The following is a 16282-nucleotide window of genomic DNA, read 5'->3' as shown; positions in this document are numbered from 1 at the left end:
ATATTAATATAAAATTATTCAGGGAGTTGTTGATGTCGGGTGTTAGAGCGCAACAGAAACAAAAAACACGACAAGCCTTAATTCAGGCGGCATTTAATCAGCTAAGTGCAGATCACAGCTTTTCGAATTTAAGTTTACGCGAAGTAGCCCGCGAAGCCGGCATTGCACCCACCTCGTTTTATCGCCATTTTAAAGATATGAACGAGCTAGGTTTAACCATGGTAGACGAAGCCGGTTTAACGCTGCGCCAACTTATGCGCCAAGCCCGCAGACGCATAGCAAACGACGGCGGCAGTGTCATTAACACCTCGGTTGTTACGTTTATGGAATTTATAGACAGCTCAAGTAACCAATTTAGGTTATTACTGCGTGAGCGCTCAGGTACATCTAAGGCATTTAGAGCCGCAGTCGCACGCGAAATCAAACACTTTATTTTAGAGCTTGCCCACTACTTAGAAAGCGAAACCAAGTGCGACGCCATGCATGCCTACATCCAATCAGAAGCCATGGTAACACTGGTATTTAATGCCGGCGCAGAGGCGCTAGATATAGAAGGCCAACAACTAGACGAACTAGTTGAGCGTGTTATTTGGCAGCTGCGTTACATAACGCGTGGTGCAACCCATTATGTAAGAGAAACAAATAAAGTAACTTAGCCTAAAAAATAGTAAAGAGTTAATATAAGCAGAGCAGCTTGTTTAGGTTATATATTTAAGCGTGGTTTTGGTTATTTTTGATATTTAAATCCTGAAATTAATTATTATTTAAATAATAAAACCTAAAATAATGTGAGTTTAAGTTGTTTTGTGGAATTTTTATGCTTGCTTCCATCTCTAGGTAATGTTAAAAATAGGCCTCACTGAACACACACACAAGAAACAAGATGCAAAATATTCGTTTAATTACACTAAAACTTAACCTCTTACTGCTATGGCAAGTGAGCGGGGATTAGTGTGTTTGCATCGAGTTAAACATTAAAAACCCCGCAATTGCGGGGTTTTTTTTATCTCGCGGCTGGGATAAATTGAAATTTGGGTAACACAGGAATGAGGGGCAGTTATGCAAGACAAAGATAAAGTATGGATTTTTGATACCACCTTACGTGATGGCGAGCAGGCACTTAAAGCAAGCCTTACTGAAGACGATAAAATTCAGTTAGCGCATACTATTAGCCGCTTGAATGTTGATGTGATGGAAGTGGGTTTTCCAGTTTCGAGCCCTGCTGATTTTCGCTCGGTGCAACGTATTGCAACCGAAGTAAAAGGCCCAATTATTTGTGGTTTAGCACGCTCGGTTGCTAAAGACATTGAAGCCTGTGGTGAGGCGCTTCGCACAGCACAGCAAAGCCGTATTCATACTTTTATTGCCACAAGCCCTTTGCACCTTGAACACAAATTACGCATGAGCCTAGATGATGCAACGGCAATGGCGGTTAAATCAATTAAATTAGCGCGTAACTACACAGATGATGTTGAGTTTTCGTGTGAAGATGCAGGGCGTACGCCGCATTGGGATTTATGTAAAATTGTTGAGCAGGCCATTAATGCGGGTGCCTCTACTATTAACTTGCCCGATACCGTTGGCTTTGTAACGCCAGACGAATACGCTGCAATGATCCGCCATTTAATGAATAACGTGCCAAATATTGATAAAGCGCGTTTAAGCGTACATTGTCATAACGATTTAGGTTTAGCTGTAGCTAACTCGGTAGCCGCTGTACAAGCGGGTGCTCGTCAAATTGAATGTACAATAAATGGGATTGGTGAGCGTGCGGGTAACTGCTCGCTTGAAGAAGTGGCGATGATAATGAAAATGCGCAAAGACCACTTAAAAGTACATACCGATATTAAAAGCGAAGAAATTTATCGCGCATCTCGCCAAGTTGCAAAAATTTGTAATATGCCGGTACAGCCAAATAAAGCGATTGTGGGCGAAAACGCCTTTGCACATAGCTCGGGCATTCACCAAGATGGCGTATTAAAAGCGCAAAATACTTATGAGATTATGTCGCCAGAAAGCGTAGGTGTGCCAAATAACCAATTAAATATGACTTCGCGTTCGGGTCGTCATGTTATTGAGCACCGCTTAGAAGAGTTAGGGTACCAAAAAGCTGATTACGATATGGACAGCTTATACGAAAGCTTTTTAGCGTTAGCGGATCAAAAAGGCACGGTGTACGACTACGACCTTGAAGCCATGATTTACTTAAATCAAATTAACGACAAAGACGAAAAATACCAGTTAGAGTTTGTAAACTCAGCGTCTAACTCACAGTCGGTAGCAAGCTCAACTATTGGTATGGTGATTGATGGCGAAGTTAAACAAGAAGCTGCTACAGGTAATGGCCCGGTAGAGGCGTCGTTTGCGGCAATTGAGCGCTTAACCGGTATGAGCGTTGAAATGATTGAATACAACTTAGAAGCCACTGGCCAAGGCGCAAGCTCGCTAGGCCAAGTAAACATTATTGCTAAATACGATGGCCGCCCTTATCACGGTGCGGGTATTGCTGCGGATGTGGTAGAAGCGTCGGTACGCGCCATGATCCGTGTTTACAACTTAATTTATCGTGCACAAAAAGTGTCTGATTTAAAACAACAAAGGAAAGCAGGATGAGTAAAACAAACTACAGCGTTGCAGTATTAGCTGGCGACGGTATTGGCCCAGAAGTAATGGCAGCAGCAGAGCAAGTACTTGATGCTGTGAGCAATAAGTTTGGTTTTACTCTAAGCCGCGATCATCATGCTATTGGTGGTGCAGCCATTGATGAATTTGGTGAAGCATTACCACCAAAAACACTAAGCGCGTGTGAAAACGCCGATGCCATTTTATTTGGCTCAGTAGGTGGCCCTAAGTGGGAAAACCTACCACCTAACGAGCAACCTGAGCGTGCATCGCTTTTACCGCTTCGTAAGCACTTTGGTTTGTTTTGTAATTTACGCCCAGCGCAGCTTTTACCGGCGCTTAGCGCAGCATCGCCATTACGTGCCGATATTAGCGAAAAAGGCTTTGATATTTTATGTGTACGCGAGCTTACCGGCGGCATTTACTTTGGTGAAAAAGGCCGAGGCGGCGAAGGCGAAGAAGAGTTTGCCTTTGATACGCAAAACTATTCGCGTAAAGAAATTGAACGTATAGCTCGTTTTGCTTTTGAAGCAGCAAAATTACGCAGTAACCACGTAACCTCAGTAGATAAAGCCAACGTACTTGCATCAAGCGTATTATGGCGTGAAGTCGTTACAGAAGTAAGCAAAGACTACCCAGAAGTAAGCCTAGATTACATATATGTAGATAACGCAGCTATGCAGCTAGTTAAACAGCCTAGCCAGTTTGACGTGTTACTTTGCGATAACTTATTTGGTGATATTTTGTCAGATGAGTGTGCGATGATCACAGGCTCAATGGGCTTATTACCTTCGGCTAGCCTAAATCAATCGGGCTTTGGTTTGTATGAACCAGCTGGTGGCTCAGCGCCAGATATTGCAGGCAAAGGCGTTGCAAACCCGATTGCACAAATTTTAAGTGCCGCACTTATGCTACGTTACTCATTAGGGCAAGACGAAGCAGCGCGCACCATTGAAAAAGCCGTAGCCGAAGCCGTAGAAGCAGGCGTTGGCACGCCAGATATCTACCCACAAGGTGGATACAGCACAAGCGATGTCGCAGCAGCCATCGTTTCACGTATTTAATTATTAAAGGCGCAGCACCGTTATGCTGCGACTTAACAGAGTAGGGAATTAGCAAGTGGCCCAAACGTTATACGACAAAATTTGGCAAGCACATACCGTTGCCAGCATAAATGAGCAAACTGATTTACTTTATATTGACCGCCATTTAGTGCACGAGGTGACATCACCACAGGCTTTTGCAGGCTTACGTGAAAAAAACCGTAAGGTGCGTTGCCCTGAAAAAACCTTTGCAACGATGGATCATAACGTATCGACTAAAAGCCGATCACTTGATGCCGCAAGCGAAGTATCTAAAAACCAGTTAATGGCGCTAGATGCAAACTGTAAAGAGTTTGGCATTGTACTTTACGATTTAAACTCAATTAACCAAGGTATTGTGCATGTAATGGGGCCTGAGCAAGGTATTACCTTGCCTGGCACTACCATTGTATGTGGTGATAGCCATACCTCTACGCATGGTGCGTTTGGCGCATTAGCACACGGTATTGGTACATCTGAGGTTGAGCACGTATTAGCAACGCAAACGCTACAGCAAAAAAAGGCAAAGTCGTTAAAAATTCAAATTAACGGCGTGCTTCGCCCAACGGTAACCTCTAAAGATTTAATAATGGCGGTTATTGGTAAATTAGGTACTGCTGGTGGCACAGGTTATGTTGCTGAATTTTGTGGTGAAGGCATTGAAGCACTTTCAATGGAAGCCCGTATGACGCTATGTAATATGAGCATTGAAATGGGTGCAAAAGCGGGTTTAATAGCGCCAGATAAAATTACCTATGATTATTTAAAAGGTCGTCCGTTTGCACCAAAAGGCGCTGACTTTGACGCCGCAGTTGAATACTGGGAAACCTTAAAAACAGATGAAGGCGCTGAGTTTGACTTAAGTGTTGAGCTTGAAGCTAACGACATTCAGCCGCAAATTACCTGGGGCACAAGCCCAGAGCAAGTCATTGGCGTTGATGAGTGCATACCAGATCCTGACCAAGAACCTGATTTAATTAAAGCCGATGCTATACGCAGCGCACTTAAATACATGGACTTAAAAGCGGGCGATAAATTATCAAGCGCAAAAGTAGATACAGTTTTTATTGGTTCGTGTACTAATAGCCGTATTGAAGATTTACGTGCAGCGGCAAAAATTGTTGAAGGTAAGCAAGTTGTAGCTGGTATTGAAGCGTTAATTGTACCGGGCTCAGGCCTTGTTAAAAAGCAAGCTGAAGACGAAGGCTTAGCCGATATTTTTAAAGCCGCAGGCTTTGAATGGCGCGAGCCAGGCTGTTCAATGTGTTTAGCGATGAACGATGACCGTTTAGAAGCGGGCAAACGCTGTGCATCTACGTCTAACCGTAATTTTGAAGGCCGCCAAGGTCGTGGCGGGCGCACGCATTTAGTAAGCCCTGCAATGGCAGCAGCTGCTGCAATACATGGTCACTTTGTTGATATTAGAGGAGAAGCCTAATGAGCGTATTTTTTAGTGGCTTAATGGCCCCACTTGATAAAAACAATGTAGATACAGACCAAATCATTCCTAAGCAGTTTTTAACATCAACCAGCCGTGATGGTTTTGATGCAGCATTGTTTTACGATTGGCGTTACCTAGAAAACGGCGAACCAAACCCTGATTTTATTTTAAATCGCCCATGCTACCAAGGCGCGCAAATATTATTAACGCGCGACAACTTTGGTTGTGGCTCATCGCGTGAGCATGCACCGTGGGCGCTTAAGCAATATGGTTTTGAAGTGATTTTAGCGGAAAGTTTTGCTGATATTTTCTTTAATAACTGCGGCAACAACCAAATGCTAGCCATTGCACTACCGGCGGATACGCTTGAGCAATTGTTTGTACTTAGCGAGCAACACGACGATATAAACATTCAAATCGATCTTGAAAACCAAACATTATCAAGCGATAAATTTGCGCCAATTAGTTTTGATATTCGTAAAGACGTAAAAGAGCGTTTATTAAGTGGCTTAGATTTTATTGGTGTGACCGAAACGCTAAATCCACAAATTGATACGTTTGAAAAACAACTTGCTGCTGAGCGCCCTTGGCAGTAAAGAAAAGCAATTAATTACATATGAAAACAAAGCGCGGCTGAGTATATAAGCCGCGCTTTTTTATACGCTAAATTAATGTCTAAAATCTGCCATTAGCGCAGGAATGCCCGGCAACATACCAACAATAGCCATAACGGTAGTTAAAACCACAAACATAATGAGTGGTACAACCCAGCGGCTCATTTTAGTTAAATTAGCACTGCGCTCTTTACAGCCAATTAAGCCTAAGTTATCAAGCAGCATAGTCAGTGACCAACCAAAAGCAGGGTTAACCAAGCTTGACGCAAATACAACTATTGCGGCCGATTGCGTTGTTTTACCTTCGCGTGTCATTTCCATACCAGCCTCAAGTAGCGGAATAAACACACCAACAATAAGCGCAACGCAAAGCACGGGTTGCCAAATGGCTAAATCCATTGGGTAACCCCATAAACCCGCAATAATACAAAATACGGCTGTTAAAATGGCGCCCGCCGGAATAGGGCGTTTAGCAATAGCAGCAGGTACAATGTAAGTCCCCCACGATGAGGTAAAGTTAGCACCTCCGGCCAGCGAGCCAAAGGTCTGCCTAACCGATGTACTTAGCATGGTGTCGTCTATGTTCATTTGTACTTTTTCAGTACGTTGCGGGTAACTAATTTTTTGAAAAACTTGATGCCCTAAAAAATCCGGTGACCACATAGCGACAGCTAGTACCGCAAACGGCAGCACAACCACAAAGCTTTCAAGTTTTGGTAGGCCAAGCATCCAACCCGTGTTTTCGCCCCACCAATAAGCTGGGTTCATATTTGGTAAGCCCGGTGCCGTATTAAATTCAAATGGGGCACCGAGTGCAAATGCAACCACACCGCCAATAAGGCAGCTAAGCGGCACAGCAAGCCAGCGCTTTTTAAAATGCTCAAGTAACGCATACAATAAAATGGTGGCCAAAATAACTATAAATGCAATGTGCGCCATATCAATGGCCTCAGCCCATGCAAATAGCTTTTTAACCTGCGAAATAGTACCAATAAAGCCCAAGTATATGAGTAAGCCCCCGCACACGCCTTTACTGGTTAACCGTGCCAATAAACTCCCTCCTTTGGTTATGGCTAAAATAAAGCCAAAGGCACCAATAAGTAAGCCAAACGCCATAGGGTGGCCGCCAGCGGCAACCACAATAGGAATAAGAGGAATAAGTGGGCCATGAGTACCGGCTAAATTAGCCGTGGGTAAAATAAAGCCCGAAAACAAAATAATAAAAATAGAAACAATGAGTAATTCATAGCGTACGTTTTCTAACACAAACGCATCGCTTAAACCCAGTGGCGCTGCAAAAGTAGCTGCAATAGCCCCCACCATAACAACTTTACCAATGGTGCCCGCCATGGCTGGAATCGTGTCTTCAAATTCAAAGCGGTAGTCTCTAAATGGTAAATTAGGCCGCCAGCGCTTGGGCTGCATAATTTGTAGCTCGTGCTCTAAATATTCGTCGCGGGTATTAAACTCTGAACTGGGTTTATGATTGTTTTGATAGCTGTTGATATTGTCGTGCAATGTATCTTTGTGATCTGAGTTGTGACCCTTTGGGGTTACTGACATAGTCCCTCCTGTTACTCGTTGCTTATTTTTCAAAACGCCCTAAAGCAAATGAATAGTGAAGGGGCAGGGTAGAACAGCTTTTACTCAGGAATGTATAGGCAAAAGGTCGTGTATGATTATTTTTAATACAGTTAATTAAAAAAACAGCTTTACACTAAAAATCATAAAATTACAGAAGGTGATTAAAAGTTTTTATAAATCATATTCTTGATTGCATCATTAATGATGCGCAGAGCTATTTGCCGAATAGTATCGTGTTAACGACAGGTTATTATCCTTTAGTCTTAGTGGTTGTTAAATTTGTTTTATTTCAGGCTATTTGCTTGCAGGAGCCGTTAATTTTGTTTTATTTGTGGTGGAATAATACTTCTGTTACTTTCTGATTGTTAATAACAACAATAAAGAATAGAGATGCAATTCAACTCCCCTAAATCAATTGGTATTTTACTTGGTACGCTTTACGGCATATTTATGCGGCTGTTTGTAGAGCTATTTGATACTTATAATTTAAGTAGCCTAGTCTCTATATCATTTATGTTTTTAGTGCCCGTTGCAATTGGCTATATTCGTATTCATTTTGAATTTAAAAGCGCAAAAACATTAACTAAAAGGCAAATGGTGATAATTGCTTGGCAGCCAATTTTTGTTTTTTTACTTGTCAGTGTTATTACGTTACTTGAAGGCAGTATTTGTGTGGCAATGGCTTTGCCTGCCTTTATGCTCTTTGCAAGTATTGGCGGTTTACTGGCAGGTTTTATTAAAAATCGCAAAACTAAAAACGCTAACCATTCTTTACTTTCAATAGCTTTGCTTCCTGTATTGCTCTCACCTATTGAGGTAAATTATTTACACTTATCAAAAACGTACGAAGTCACCAACTCTATAATTATTGAAGCGCCTATAAACCGTGTGTGGCAGCAGCTTGCAAATGTAAGCACCATAGAGCCACAAGAATTGCCATTTTCGCTTACCCAATTAATAGGTGTACCTAAGCCCTTAGAGGCAAATATGAATGCTGCGGGTGTTGGTGCAATTAGAACCAGTAAATGGCAAAAAGGAGTCATATTTAAAGAAGTTATTACGGATTGGCAGCCAAATAAACAGATGCTTTATAGATTTGACATAGACCCTGATGCTATCCCCGATGACGCACTCGATAAACATGTAAAACTAGGAGGCGAATACTTTTCACCTCTTTACGGTGGGTATGAGTTAAGTGAAGATAAAAGCGGTAATACCATTTTAACTTTAAAAACGACCGTGCAAGATAATACAAATTTTGGTGTTTATTCGCGAATATGGGGTGAGGTCATTTTTCAAGACTTCCATCATTCACTTTTAACATTAATGAAAAATAGAGCAGAGAAGCCACTTGTCGCAGTTATTTCCCAAACTTAACTTAAACCGCTATGGTATTAAAAAATTATTATAAGAGTACTTTATGAAATCATTAACGGCAGCAACGTTATTACTTGCCTCATCGGCAGCTATTGCGCGCCCTGCGCCTTTGGTATCTATACCAATGCATGATGCGTTTTTTAAAAATATTGCAGCGCACTGTGGTAAAGCGTTTGAGGGCAAAGTAAGTATAGATAACGCAAAGGGCCTAAGCTCATTTGATAATAAAAAACTAATCATGCATGTACGTAAATGTACTGATAGCGAGCTGCAAGTACCATTTCATGTGGGAGATGATGCGTCACGTACATGGATCATTACAAAAACAGGCAGTGGTTTGAGCTTAAAACACGATCATCGCCATGAAGATGGTACTGACGATGCTTCAACCATGTATGGCGGTCATACACTTGATGCGGGTTATGCACAAATGCAGTCGTTTCCTGCTGATCAATATTCTAAAGAATTATTTGTAGCACAAGGTATTGCGCAATCGGCAGGGAATACATGGCAAATGTATATTTACCCTGAGGTATTTACTTACCGTTTAATTCGTCAAGGGCGCGAATTTAAAGTGGATTTTGATTTAACCAAATCTATTACGCCACCCGCTGCACCATGGGGGTACGAAGAGTAAACTTATTGTTCGGGCTCTTCGCATTGCAATAAAACCGTTAAAGGTGGTTGATAGGCACGTGGCTTAGTAGGAAAACGTTCGTATTCTTGCACGCCTTCAAGCACTTTTAACATAAAGGTATTACCACGGCACAACCTCTCTGCATGGCGAAGTAAAAACATACTTTGATTGGCAAAATGCTTATAGTCGTCTGATTGTATTTCTAGTTTGTAATTGCTGTCGTCAATTTTGGTTTGGTAGTAATGCACTTTATTATCAAAGTCGTATGATTTTTCTTTTTCGATGGTGTCGGCTTGCGCAGTGCCTATACTCGAAAGGCCCACCAGTGCGCTAATAATAATAAAGCGTGGTGAAAATAACCCTTTCATAAAATGTATCCTTTAATTTGCGAACTTAATACCCATTAAATACTCATATAAGTTCGGTTTATGTACGTTAAGTCTAACACCCAAAAAGAGATAATGTGATGTTCAAACAAATAAAACAGCTTTTTGCAGCATTCGATGATCAAGCGCCGAGTATAGAGCCGCACGATTTAAAGACGGCGGTAGCAGCGTTGCTAATTGAAGTCATGCGTGCCGATACTAAGCTCGACAATAATGAACAACACACCCTGACTGTAACCTTAAAAAAATATTTTAATTTAACAGATTCTGAGGTTGAAGAGCTCACCACCAATGCTGCAAGCAGTTTAGATGGTGCAATTGATTACTTTCAGTTTTCAAAGCAGATTAATGAACATTGCAGTGCAGCCGAGCGCATCGAAATAATAGAATTGCTGTGGCGTTTAGCCTATGCAGACGGTGAAATAGACCCACAAGAAGAGTACGTAATACGTAAAATAGCGGGTCTATTATATGTAACGCATGTTGATTTTATCGCCGCAAAAATAGCGGCGACAAAGCAAAAGTAAAGCGTATAAGGTTACTTTAATTTGCTTGCAACACTGACTAATTGATGAGCAAGTGAAGATACTTTATCGGCTACTTCTGGGTCGCTAATTTGGCCATTATCGCCAAAAACAGAAAACGCAGAGGGTACAGCAAGTTGGTCGGCAAGCACTAACGAACCAATGCCGCTTAAAATATCACGTACGTGGTTTAAACCGCGTAAACCGCCCAATCCACCCGGTGAAGTAGCAAATAATGCCACTACTTTATTACGAAATGCCGGTACTGCACCTTGCTCTGTACGTGACGCCCAATCGATGGCGTTTTTTAATGGCGCAGTGATCGAGCCGTTATACTCTGGGCTTGCCAATAAAATACCATCTGCAGAGCGGAGTTTGTCTTTTAAAAGCTGGGCGTCGACTGGTGTGCCTTGCGCTTCAATGTCCTCGTTAAATAGTGGAATATCTAATTCGTTTAACTGAATAACTTCTACTTCAGCACCGGTTTGCAAAGCAAAACGTGCTGCTTCATTAATAAGTTTTTGATTAAAGCTTTCTTTTCGTAAGCTGCCCGCAAGAGCGATAATTTTTGGTGCTGACATGGATTTGGCCTTTTTATGTTTTAAGTTACATACCTAATGTAGCAAACTTTTACTTGTAGAAAACCCAAATAAACGCAACACTTATGTGCGTATACGCACATAAGTTTAAGGCAGGGCGCATGGCAATAAAATTTGACGACTGGCAAGACGTAAAAGTAGCCTTTGAAGTGGCTCGGCTTGGCACGCTTACCGCTGCGGCAGAGGCACTAAATGTACACCACAGCACAGTGTTAAGACGAATTAACAGCCTTGAAAAAAACCTAGATACCCGCTTGTTTCATCGCCATGCTCGTGGTTACAAGGTAACTGAAATAGGCGCTAAATTATTTGCTACAGCGCAAACTATAGATACCTCGCTCGAACAGCTACATAACGATATTGCCGCTGCCGATAGTACTTTACGCGGAAGTTTATTACTTACTACGGTTAGTGGGTTTATTGATGTAATGGGCGATGTATGTGAACAATTTCAGGCATTACACCCACAAGTACAGCTTGAAGTTATTTTGGAGCAAAAACGCTTGCGCCTCGATCACGGGCAAGCACATATTGCGCTTCGTGCAGGGCCTAAACCTGATGAAGGTGACTACATTGCTCAGCATTTAGCAAAGCTAACATCCGGTTTATACGCCAATAAGCGCTACATTGCCAAGCATGGTATGCCCAAATCGTTAAGTGATTTATCGCAGCATAATTTTGTATCAGGAGTTGCGGGATATAACGCGCGGGTGCCTTATTTTGCTTGGGCAGACGAAAACATTCCTGCATCGCAAATCAAATTACGTGTATCAGAAACCGCCGAGGCTACACGCGCTATTATTAAAGGCTTAGGGATTGGTGGTTTACAACATGATGTAGCAGCGCAATATAGCGATTTGGTCCCTGTGCTACACAGTGAATTAAATTGGCCCACCGATGTGTGGTTAGTGACCCATCATTTAGTGCATCGCACCGCGAAAGTACAAGCTTTTGCAGGATTATTAAAAGCGCATTTTAATAAGCCTCAAACTCTTAAATAGTTTTTTTAACCTCAATACCTAAACGCTTAGCAAGGCGTACAAGGTTTGCTCTGTCGAGTTCCAGCACTCTTGCAGTTGCTGCCCAGTTATAATTATGCTGCTTTAGTTGCTCGGTTATAACTGTAAATTGTAAAGATTCAACGGCCTGCTTTAATGGCTGATTACAGGCCGTGTGAATGGTGTTTTGCGTGTTAACTTGCACTGTATTACTTAGCTGTGGGGTTAAATCGCAGTGCTCGCTTGTAATCGTAACTATAGGGTTTTGCCATTGGCTTTGCTTAGCCTTTAATGCGCTGCGGCTAATAACATGTTCAAGCTCGCGTACATTACCAGGCCAACTGTATTGGTTAAGCAATGCTTGCGCTTCAGTGCTTAGCTTTAATTGTTTAATACCTAATTTACGGGCTGTTTGCTCAATAAAATAACCAGCAAGTAGGGTTATGTCGTGCTCACGTTTATTAAGTGGCGGCACGGTAATAGGGTAAACACTTAGCCGGTGATATAAATCGGCTCTAAAGCGACCTTGTGCTACCTCATGTTTTAAATCACGATTAGTGGCAGCGACTACTCGAACATCTACGTATTTTGGTATGTCTTCACCAACGGTTTGAATTTCACCACTTTGCAGTACGCGCAGCAATTTACTTTGCATAGCCAATGGCAGCTCGCCAATTTCGTCTAAAAATAATGTGCCGCCATCAGCTAGCTGAAACTTACCTTGGCGGGCATTTTGTGCACCAGTAAAAGCGCCTTTGGCATGGCCAAAAAATTCACTCTCTGCAAGATTTTCGGGAAGTGAGGCACAATTTAAGTGAATGAGAGGCTGATCTTTACGTGCAGAATTTAAGTGAATATTACGCGCTACTAACTCTTTTCCTACGCCTGTCTCTCCTAAAACCAATACACTAAAGTTAGAGGCAGCAACTAGTTTTATTTCATTTTTAAGCGTTTTTATTACTGGGCTTTGGCCAATTATTTCACCGCCATCGCGAGTAAGTGCATCACGTGTTAACTCTTGCACAAGTGCACTTGAATGCTGCGCATGTTGTTTGTAATGGGCAAGCTCTAGAGCCGTTTTAAAATGTGCACTACACAGCGTTTGTAAGGTGCTTAGCGTATCTGTGCTGATACTGCTAAAGGCATTTGCATTAAGGCTATCAAACGTGAGTACGCCAAGTAGTGCATTTTTATCGTAAAGGGGTAAGCCTAAACAGGCATGCACAGGAATATCGCCTGTTTTAGCCAGCAGTAGGCCGTCGTATGGGTCGGGCAGTGGGCAGTCGTGTGCAAATTGTAATGCGTGGCTAGCACTACAAATAGCCTTAAGGCGAGGGTGCTCTGCTATTTTAAAACGCCTGCCAAGGCTGTCGGGCATCAGGCCTTTAATGGCTAAGGGTTTAAGTTGCTCGCCCTGCACCACAAGTAATGCACTGGCATCGCTAGGTATTACACGCTCAACCGTTGCCAGTAATTGGTCAAAGCTGTGCTCGTGCAGGGTGCTTTGGGCAAGCTCTAAAGCTACTTGGGTGAGGTTGAATTGCTGGTTCATGTCAAAATGACCTATACGTGTTTTTATGATTTAAAATAGGGTAGGTCATAAAGACTCATTTTGTAAAGTGGTTATATTTAACCTGCTGAATAGTAATGCTTTATTTTATTGGCACAGTATGTGTAATAGCTAAGTAACGTTAATGGTTACTGAGGTAGTTATGGACACACTTACAATAAATAATGTAAGCAACAATGTTGAGTTAGGCTCATTTTTTGAATCGCTTTTATTTACTGCTAATGCCGTATTAGGGTTGAGCTTTATTTGTATAGTTGTAAGTATTTTAATTAGCTACTCCTATGCAGAGTACTTTTCGATGCAGGTACAAATATCAGCACATATTAGCACTATTGTAGTGGCAGCTATTTTAAAAGTTAGTTATGTGCTGCGTTGTGTTGCTCAACATGGTTTAGGGCAGGAAGTACGCTAATGCGCCCACTAAATTTAACCGAGCCAATGCCAGCGCACATAGCTATCCATCACGTAACTAAATGGCCGTTATGGCTGCTTGCATTTAGACCTTACTTTTTAGCCGGCGGTTTGCTGGCATTTTTCTCGATAGGGTATTGGTTACTTATTTTATCAGGCCATGCTAGTTGGCACTTAACCATACCAGCTACATTTTGGCACGCGCACGAAATGCTGTTTGGCTTTGCAGGAGTGGTTGCTGTAGGTTTTTTACTTACGGCGGCACAAACATGGACGGGCATTGGAAGTATAAGTGGCAAAGCACTTATGCTACTTACTTTAATATGGGTAATTGCTCGTTTAGCTTTTTTTATTGTGCTGCCAGATTTTGCCAATATTAATTTATTGGCTGTTATTGTGCTGCAGCTAGTATGGTGGATAGGTGCAATTGCGGCGCTGGCTAATATGCTGTTAAAAGCACGCAGTAAAAATAACTATCAGTTTTTAGCTATTTTAAGTGTGTTGTGCTCCCTCAATACACTTTATTTATTACTTGTTTTAAATAACAACATGCAGCTTGCTTTGGCTGTGGTTGACACCGCTGTACTCGTTATTAGCTTACTGGTAGGCATTGTTGCTGGAAGGGTGCTTCCCTTTTTTACTGCTAAAGGTTTATTGCTTAGCGAGCAAACACGCACTCCTAAAATTGATAAAGCACTGCTGTATTTATCAATATTGGCAATTACTTTATTTTTTATCAGTAAGTTATTTTTAAGCTCAATTAGCCCTGCATTAATTGTTGCAATAGTTGCTGCGCTTCACTTAATTCGATCAGGGTTTTGGTGGAACGCAAAAGTGCTAAAAGTGCCTTTATTATGGTCTCTGCATTTTTCTTATCTTGCTTTAGGTGTTGGCTTGATGATGATTGCATTTAGCTTTTACACAAGCGTAATACCCTTCAAAGATGCGCTCCATCTTATCACTATTGGCACAATAGGGATGATGATTTTAGCCATGATGACCCGTGTATCGCTTGGTCATACAGGGCGTACGCTTAGCACCCCTAATTATATATCTGTTGCTTTTGCTCTTGTGCTGGTGGCAGCTATTACTCGCTCAATACTCCCCTTAATTATTGGGCCACACTTTGCTTGGCAGGTAAGTGCTTTGCTGTGGTTAGTGGCTTTTTTGTTATTTTTAATTTACTGCACACCTATATTAACGCGGCGTCGTGTTGATGGGCGTTGTGGTTAGTTTACCTACAGGAATACATTATGTTATCTGATAAAACCATTGAGATTGTTAAAAGCACCGTTCCGTTATTAGCGCAAGCCGGCACGGTTGTTACCGATCATTTTTATAAGCGTTTGTTTAGCCATAACCCAGAGCTTAAAAATATTTTTAATATGGCGAATCAAAACACCGGCCGCCAGCAATTTGCTTTGTTTAACGCATTAGCGGCATACGCCCAAAATATTGATAACTTAGCGGTGTTAAAAGAGGCATTAGCGCGCATTAATCATAAACACACCAGTTTAAATATTTTACCAGAGCACTACCCCATTGTTGGTGCTCATTTAATTGGCACCTTAAAAGAGCTTATTCCTGATCAATTTACGCCAGATGTAGAATACGCATGGCGTGAAGCTTACGCATTGCTTGCTGATATTTGTATTACCGAAGAAGCGGCTTTGTATGAACACAGTAAAAACACACTGGGTGGTTGGGCCGGTACTCGCCAATTTGAAATAACCAACAAGCAAGTTGAATCTGAGCTAGTAACAAGCTTTACACTTACGCCGGTTGATGGCGAAGCGGTTATTACCCATAAACCTGGCCAATATTTAGGTATTAAAGTTAAGCCAGAGGGCGCTGAATATGAAGAAATTCGCCAGTATTCTATTTCGCAAAAAAGTAACGGTAAAAACTACCGTATTAGTGTTAAAAAAGAGCTACAGCCAAAGCCTGGTATGGTGTCTAATTATTTACACTCACTAGCTCAAGGTGACATAGTTGAACTATACCCGCCTGCAGGTGATTTCTTTTTACGCAATAGCACTCAACCGACGGTACTTATTTCAGCAGGTGTTGGGCAAACGCCAATGCTTGCTATGCTCGAAACGTTATTAAGCGATAACCCTAATCACGACATTCTATATTTACATGCGTGCGAAAATACTCAACAGCACTCGTTTGCACACTATTTAAATGAATTAAGTACGGTTTATAACTGTTTGCAAACTATGACGTGGTTTAATCAAAGCAGTGATGGGGCTGATTTTACTGGGTTAATGGATTTAACAGCCATAAAAACACAGTTACCTCTTACAAATGGCAATTTTTACTTATGTGGCCCCGCTGGGTTTATGGCGTTTGTGAAAAGCCAGTTACTGGCACTAGGCGTTAAAAATGAGCATATTCATTACGAAGTGTTTGGTCCGCATCAAGACTTATAAAC

The 16282-nt window shown here is 41.8% G+C and carries 16 protein-coding genes; 12 read left to right on the top strand and 4 right to left on the bottom strand.

The genetic code is table 11. From position 1 onward, the window contains the following. Nucleotides 1-32: 32 nt before the first annotated feature. From fabR to leuD, 5 genes are all read left to right on the top strand, one after another. Nucleotides 33-656: an HTH-type transcriptional repressor FabR gene (gene fabR, locus ATS71_RS04020; protein ID WP_058403645.1), complete on the top strand. Its 624-nt coding sequence runs from the start codon at nt 33-35 to the stop codon at nt 654-656. Nucleotides 657-1059: 403 nt separating this feature from the next. Further along, on the top strand, nt 1060-2613 hold the full coding sequence (gene leuA / locus ATS71_RS04015; RefSeq protein WP_010557777.1) for a 2-isopropylmalate synthase: 1554 nt from the start codon (nt 1060-1062) through the stop codon (nt 2611-2613). Beyond that, nucleotides 2610-3686, top strand: coding sequence for a 3-isopropylmalate dehydrogenase (gene leuB, locus ATS71_RS04010; protein ID WP_058403644.1), 1077 nt, complete (start codon nt 2610-2612; stop codon nt 3684-3686). The genes leuA and leuB overlap by 4 nt, the downstream gene beginning before the upstream one ends. A 55-nt stretch (nt 3687-3741) precedes the next feature. After that, complete coding sequence (leuC, locus tag ATS71_RS04005) at nt 3742-5142, top strand: 3-isopropylmalate dehydratase large subunit (protein ID WP_058403643.1); 1401 nt, start codon at nt 3742-3744, stop codon at nt 5140-5142. Continuing rightward, nucleotides 5142-5741: a 3-isopropylmalate dehydratase small subunit gene (gene leuD / locus ATS71_RS04000; protein ID WP_058403642.1), complete on the top strand. Its 600-nt coding sequence runs from the start codon at nt 5142-5144 to the stop codon at nt 5739-5741. The genes leuC and leuD overlap by 1 nt, the downstream gene beginning before the upstream one ends. A 72-nt stretch (nt 5742-5813) precedes the next feature. On the opposite strand, the gene ATS71_RS03995 is transcribed toward leuD, so the two are convergent. Then, nucleotides 5814-7322 carry a DUF3360 family protein gene (locus ATS71_RS03995; RefSeq protein ID WP_058403641.1) on the bottom strand — a complete coding sequence of 503 codons (1509 nt, stop codon included), beginning with the start codon at nt 7320-7322 and terminating at the stop codon, nt 5814-5816. A 411-nt stretch (nt 7323-7733) separates the two neighbouring features. Between ATS71_RS03995 and ATS71_RS03990 the strand changes: the two genes are divergently transcribed. After that, nucleotides 7734-8720: a hypothetical protein gene (locus tag ATS71_RS03990; RefSeq protein WP_058403640.1), complete on the top strand. Its 987-nt coding sequence runs from the start codon at nt 7734-7736 to the stop codon at nt 8718-8720. A 43-nt stretch (nt 8721-8763) separates the two neighbouring features. Beyond that, on the top strand, nt 8764-9357 hold the full coding sequence (locus tag ATS71_RS03985; RefSeq protein ID WP_058403639.1) for a hypothetical protein: 594 nt from the start codon (nt 8764-8766) through the stop codon (nt 9355-9357). Between the two features lie 2 nt (nt 9358-9359). On the opposite strand, the gene ATS71_RS03980 is transcribed toward ATS71_RS03985, so the two are convergent. After that, complete coding sequence (locus tag ATS71_RS03980; protein ID WP_058403638.1) at nt 9360-9725, bottom strand: hypothetical protein; 366 nt, start codon at nt 9723-9725, stop codon at nt 9360-9362. Between the two features lie 98 nt (nt 9726-9823). Between ATS71_RS03980 and ATS71_RS03975 the strand changes: the two genes are divergently transcribed. Beyond that, nucleotides 9824-10270 carry a tellurite resistance TerB family protein gene (locus ATS71_RS03975; RefSeq protein WP_058403637.1) on the top strand — a complete coding sequence of 149 codons (447 nt, stop codon included), beginning with the start codon at nt 9824-9826 and terminating at the stop codon, nt 10268-10270. Nucleotides 10271-10281: 11 nt separating this feature from the next. Here ATS71_RS03975 and ATS71_RS03970 read toward each other — a convergent pair whose 3' ends face one another. Then, on the bottom strand, nt 10282-10848 hold the full coding sequence (locus tag ATS71_RS03970) for an NADPH-dependent FMN reductase (protein WP_058403636.1): 567 nt from the start codon (nt 10846-10848) through the stop codon (nt 10282-10284). A gap of 119 nt (nt 10849-10967) precedes the next feature. On the opposite strand from ATS71_RS03970, the gene ATS71_RS03965 reads away from it, so the two are divergent. Continuing rightward, nucleotides 10968-11867: a LysR family transcriptional regulator gene (locus ATS71_RS03965; protein WP_058403635.1), complete on the top strand. Its 900-nt coding sequence runs from the start codon at nt 10968-10970 to the stop codon at nt 11865-11867. Here the strand turns inward: ATS71_RS03965 and norR are convergent. Beyond that, nucleotides 11860-13416, bottom strand: a complete 1557-nt coding sequence (gene norR, locus ATS71_RS03960) for a nitric oxide reductase transcriptional regulator NorR (protein ID WP_058403634.1) — start codon at nt 13414-13416, stop codon at nt 11860-11862. The two genes, ATS71_RS03965 and norR, sit on opposite strands and share 8 nt — an antisense overlap. Before the next feature lie 160 nt (nt 13417-13576). Here norR and ATS71_RS03955 point away from each other — a divergent pair, with 160 nt between their 5' ends. The 3 genes from ATS71_RS03955 to hmpA are packed head-to-tail and all read left to right on the top strand — an operon-like array spanning nt 13577 to nt 16280. Next, the gene (locus ATS71_RS03955; RefSeq protein WP_058403663.1) at nt 13577-13846 is read left to right on the top strand and encodes a hypothetical protein; all 270 of its coding nucleotides are present in this window, start codon (nt 13577-13579) and stop codon (nt 13844-13846) included. Continuing rightward, a complete protein-coding gene (locus tag ATS71_RS03950) occupies nt 13846-15078 on the top strand; it encodes an NnrS family protein (RefSeq protein WP_058403633.1) in 1233 nt (410 codons plus the stop codon). Before ATS71_RS03955 ends, ATS71_RS03950 begins: the two co-directional genes overlap by 1 nt. A gap of 20 nt (nt 15079-15098) precedes the next feature. Beyond that, the gene (gene hmpA, locus ATS71_RS03945; protein ID WP_058403632.1) at nt 15099-16280 is read left to right on the top strand and encodes an NO-inducible flavohemoprotein; all 1182 of its coding nucleotides are present in this window, start codon (nt 15099-15101) and stop codon (nt 16278-16280) included. Nucleotides 16281-16282 lie beyond the last annotated feature (2 nt).

Origin of the sequence: Pseudoalteromonas sp. H71 (assembly GCF_001468485.1) — a bacterium.
Lineage (GTDB): Bacteria > Pseudomonadota > Gammaproteobacteria > Enterobacterales > Alteromonadaceae > Pseudoalteromonas.
The sequence above is the reverse complement of the archived record's forward strand: the minus strand, read 5'-3'. Positions and strand labels throughout refer to the sequence as shown.